The following is a 4,665-nucleotide window of genomic DNA, read 5'->3' as shown; positions in this document are numbered from 1 at the left end:
CCGTGATCCTGTAGGAGCGAGGCTTGCCCGCGAAGGCGTCAGTACAGACAACGCAAGTATCGGACTTAGTCTTCCAGCAGCTCTTCAGCCTGACCCAGGATGTTTTCCAGGGTGAAGCCGAACTCTTCGAACAGGGCCGACGCAGGGGCTGACTCGCCGTAGGTGGTCATGCCGATCACGCGACCTTCCAGGCCGACGTACTTGTACCAGAAGTCGGCATGGGCAGCTTCGATGGCGATACGGGCACCGACTTGCAGCGGCAGGACCGCTTGCTTGTAGCCGGCGTCCTGGGCATCGAACACGCTGGTGCAAGGCATGGAAACCACACGCACCTTGCGGCCTTGCTCGGTCAGCTTGTCGAAGGCCTGAACGGCCAGACCGACTTCGGAACCGGTAGCGATCAGGATCAGCTCAGGCTCGCCCGCGCAGTCCTTGAGCACATAACCACCACGGCTGATGTCGGCGATCTGGCCGGCATCACGGGTTTGGTGCTGCAGGTTCTGACGCGAGAAGATCAGGGCCGAAGGACCGTCCTTGCGCTCCAGCGCGTACTTCCAGCTCACGGCCGATTCAACGGCATCGCCTGGACGCCAGGTGTCGAGGTTCGGCGTGCTGCGCAGCGCGGTCAGTTGCTCGATCGGCTGGTGAGTCGGGCCGTCTTCGCCCAGACCGATGGAGTCGTGGGTGTAGACGTGGATCACGCGCTGCTTCATCAGTGCCGACATGCGCACTGCGTTGCGGGCGTATTCCATGAACATCAGGAAGGTCGCGCCGTAAGGCACCAGGCCGCCGTGCAGGGCAACACCGTTCATGATCGCGGTCATGCCGAACTCGCGCACGCCGTAGTACATGTAGTTGCCGCTGGCATCTTCGGCGCTGACGCCTTTGCAGCCTTTCCACAGGGTCAGGTTGGACCCGGCCAGGTCAGCCGAACCGCCGAGGAACTCAGGCAGCAGCGGGCCGAAGGCGTTCAGGGCGTTCTGGCTGGCTTTACGGCTGGCGATGGTTTCGCCCTTGGCGGCCACTTCGGCGATGTAGGCGTCGGCCTTGTCGCTGAAGTCGGCCGGCAGTTCGCCGCTCAGGCGACGAATCAGCTCGTTGGCTTCGGTCGGGAAAGCGGCGGAGTAGGCGGCGAAACGCTGGTCCCACTCGGCTTCGACGGCGCGACCGGCTTCCTTGGCATCCCACTCGGCATAGATGTCGGCCGGAACTTCGAATGGACCGTAGTTCCAGTTCAGTGCCTGACGGGTCAAGGCGATTTCCGCGTCACCCAGCGGGGCACCGTGGCAATCTTCCTTGCCTTGCTTGTTCGGCGAGCCGAATCCGATAGTGGTCTTGCAGCAGATCAGGGTCGGCAGCGGGCTCTTGCGAGCGGTCTCGATGGCGGTCTTGATCTCTTCCGGGTCGTGACCGTCGACGTTGCGGATCACTTGCCAGTTGTAGGATTCGAAACGCTTCGGCGTGTCGTCGGTGAACCAGCCTTCGACTTCACCGTCGATGGAGATGCCGTTGTCATCGTAGAAAGCGATCAGCTTGCCCAGGCCCAGGGTGCCGGCCAGGGAAGCGACTTCGTGGGAAATGCCTTCCATCATGCAGCCATCACCCAGGAACACGTAGGTGTGGTGGTCGACGATGTCGTGGCCAGGACGGTTGAACTGCGCCGCCATGACTTTTTCAGCCAGGGCAAAACCCACGGCGTTGGCCAGACCCTGACCCAGCGGGCCGGTGGTGGTTTCAACGCCCGGGGTGTAGCCGAACTCCGGGTGGCCCGGGGTGCGGCTGTGCAGTTGACGGAACTGCTTGAGGTCTTCGATCGACAGGTCGTAGCCGGTCAGGTGCAGCAGCGAATAGATCAGCATCGAGCCGTGGCCGTTGGACAGCACGAAGCGGTCACGGTCGGCGAACGATGGATTGCTCGGGTTGTGCTTGAGGTAGTCGCGCCACAGCACTTCGGCGATATCCGCCATACCCATAGGGGCACCGGGATGGCCGCTGTTGGCTTTTTGCACGGCATCCATGCTGAGGGCACGAATGGCGTTGGCGCGCTCACGACGGCTAGGCATCGCTGTTCTCCTGCGGGTCTGAATCGAGAGTGAATAAAACGAAACGGAAAAAAGGCGAGCATTTTCTCTCACCGGGCCGCCTCGGGGCAATGACAGATAGTCATCTGAAGGCGTTTTTCCAATCGATAACGGCGCTTTTGGCGGGTGAAACCTTTCCGCCTTCCGTTTGTTGACTGAAGCTAACGCCAGGAAGTGCCATCTATCGAGCAATATCAAAACTTTTTGATATTGCTCTTGCGATGCTACCGGTGCGTGACTAGACTGCCGGCCCATGAACCTACGCGTGCCTTCCATTCGCCATGACGATTGCGACGAGCTGGCGGCCCTTTGCAAGGCCGGCGGCGATCCGTTGCGTCTGAACGTCTTGCGCGCGCTGGCCAACGACTCGTTTGGCGTGCTGCAACTGGCGCAGATCTTCGGCATCGGCCAGTCGGGCATGAGCCATCACCTCAAGGTCCTGGCCCAGGCCGACCTGGTGGCGACCCGCCGCGAAGGCAACGCGATTTTTTACCGCCGCGCCCTGCCGCACACCGATCTGCCGGGCGGCAGGCTGCACGCGGCCTTGCTCGAAGAAGTGGACGAACTGACGCTGCCTGCCGATGTGCAGGCGCGGATCGCTCAGGTCCACGGGCAACGGGCCGCAGCCAGCCAAGACTTTTTCTCACGGGTCGCGGAGAAGTTTCGCGCCCAGCAGGACCTGATCGCCGGTCTGCCGCAATACGGCGACAGCGTGGTGGCCCTGCTCGACAAGCTGGGCTTCAGCGAAGGCGCGACCGCCATCGAAGTCGGCCCCGGGGATGGAGCCTTTCTTCCCGAGCTGGCGCGCCGCTTTACGCAAGTCACGGCGCTGGACAACAGCCAGGCGATGCTCGAACTGGCGCGCCAGCTGTGCGAACGCCAGGCACTGGGCAACGTCACCCTGCAATTGGCCGACGCCTTGAACGGCGTGAGTCTCAAGGCCGATTGCGTGGTGTTGAACATGGTGCTGCACCACTTCGCCGCACCGGCCGATGCGCTCAAGCACATGGCCAATTTGCTGCAACCAGGCGGCAGCCTGCTGGTGACAGAGTTATGCAGCCACAACCAGAGTTGGGCCAGGGAAGCCTGCGGTGATCTCTGGTTGGGGTTTGAACAGGACGATCTGGCCCGTTGGGCCACCGCTGCGGGACTCGCTCCCGGAGAAAGCCTATATGTAGGTTTACGTAATGGTTTCCAGATTCAGGTCCGCCACTTTCAGCGGCCGACTGGCGACACTCACCATCGGTAACTTCAGGAAAACATCGAGATGAGCGAATACTCCCTTTTCACCTCCGAGTCCGTGTCTGAAGGGCATCCGGACAAAATCGCCGACCAGATTTCTGATGCGGTGCTGGACGCAATTATTGCTGAAGACAAGTTCGCCCGCGTTGCGTGCGAGACGTTGGTGAAAACGGGCGTGGCGATCATCGCCGGCGAAGTCACCACTTCGGCCTGGGTCGACCTGGAACAGATCGTTCGTGACGTGATCACCGACATCGGCTACACCAGCTCCAACGTCGGCTTCGACGGCGCGACCTGCGGCGTGATGAACATCATCGGCAAGCAGTCCCCTGATATCAACCAGGGTGTGGACCGTGCCAAGCCTGAAGATCAGGGCGCCGGCGATCAGGGCCTGATGTTCGGCTACGCCAGCAACGAAACCGACGTGCTGATGCCGGCACCGATCACCTTCTCGCACCAGCTGGTTCAGCGCCAGGCAGAAGCCCGTAAATCCGGCCTGCTACCTTGGCTGCGTCCGGACGCCAAGTCGCAAGTGACTTGCCGTTACGAGAACGGCAAGGTTGTCGGTATCGACGCCGTTGTTCTGTCGACCCAGCACAACCCTGATGTGTCGTACAACGACCTGCGCGAAGGCGTGATGGAGCTGATCGTCAAGCACGTGCTGCCTGCCGAACTGCTGTCCAAGGACACCCAGTTCCACATCAACCCGACCGGCCAGTTCATCATCGGTGGCCCGGTGGGCGACTGCGGCCTGACCGGTCGCAAGATCATCGTCGACAGCTACGGCGGCATGGCTCGCCACGGCGGCGGCGCGTTCTCCGGCAAGGATCCATCGAAGGTTGACCGTTCGGCGGCCTACGCCGGCCGTTACGTGGCCAAGAACATCGTTGCCGCCGGCCTGGCCGAGCGCTGCGAGATTCAGGTGTCCTACGCCATCGGCGTCGCCCAGCCGACTTCGATCTCGCTGAACACCTTCGGCACCGGCAAGATCAGTGACGACAAGATCGTCAAACTGGTTCGCGAAGTGTTCGACCTGCGTCCATACGCGATCACCACCATGCTCGACCTGCTGCACCCGATGTACCGCGAAACCGCGGCGTACGGCCACTTCGGTCGCACCCCGGAAACCAAAACCGTGGGCGACGACACCTTCACCACGTTCACCTGGGAAAAAACCGACCGCGCCGACGCTCTGCGCTCTGCTGCCGGTCTGTAAGACTTCCCTGGCGGTACCAGAAGCTCCGCATGGTTTTGCCGTGTGGGGCTTTTTTGTTGCAGACATTTGCCCCTTGTAGGAGCGAGGCTTGCCCGCGAAGGCGTCGTATCATTCTGCACAGATGTC

3 protein-coding genes are annotated in these 4,665 nt (G+C 61.7%); 2 read left to right on the top strand and 1 reads right to left on the bottom strand.

Annotated features, from left to right (window positions below; genetic code table 11):
* Positions 1–65: 65 nt before the first annotated feature.
* Positions 66–2,063, bottom strand: a complete 1,998-nt coding sequence (gene tkt, locus ACW9JE_RS28790) for a transketolase (RefSeq protein ID WP_457434687.1) — start codon at positions 2,061–2,063, stop codon at positions 66–68.
* A gap of 271 nt (positions 2,064–2,334) precedes the next feature.
* Here tkt and ACW9JE_RS28785 point away from each other — a divergent pair, with 271 nt between their 5' ends.
* Together ACW9JE_RS28785 and metK are read left to right on the top strand one after the other, a co-directional pair.
* Positions 2,335–3,330 (top strand): ArsR/SmtB family transcription factor, encoded by a 996-nt coding sequence (locus ACW9JE_RS28785; protein WP_457434686.1) that lies wholly within the window; start codon positions 2,335–2,337, stop codon positions 3,328–3,330.
* A gap of 18 nt (positions 3,331–3,348) precedes the next feature.
* The gene (gene metK, locus ACW9JE_RS28780; RefSeq protein WP_457434685.1) at positions 3,349–4,539 is read left to right on the top strand and encodes a methionine adenosyltransferase; all 1,191 of its coding nucleotides are present in this window, start codon (positions 3,349–3,351) and stop codon (positions 4,537–4,539) included.
* Positions 4,540–4,665 lie beyond the last annotated feature (126 nt).

This window comes from Pseudomonas sp. SDO55104_S430 (assembly GCF_054070595.1).
This window is presented reverse-complemented; position numbering and strand designations above follow the sequence as displayed.

What these genes read in the sequence shown, in the direction of transcription:
- tkt (WP_457434687.1), bottom strand. Translation starts at nt 2,063, where the DNA reads ATGCCTAGCCGTCGTGAGCGCGCCAACGCCATTCGTGCCCTCAGCATG.
- metK (WP_457434685.1), top strand. Translation starts at nt 3,349, where the DNA reads ATGAGCGAATACTCCCTTTTCACCTCCGAGTCCGTGTCTGAAGGGCAT.
- ACW9JE_RS28785 (WP_457434686.1), top strand. Translation starts at nt 2,335, where the DNA reads ATGAACCTACGCGTGCCTTCCATTCGCCATGACGATTGCGACGAGCTG.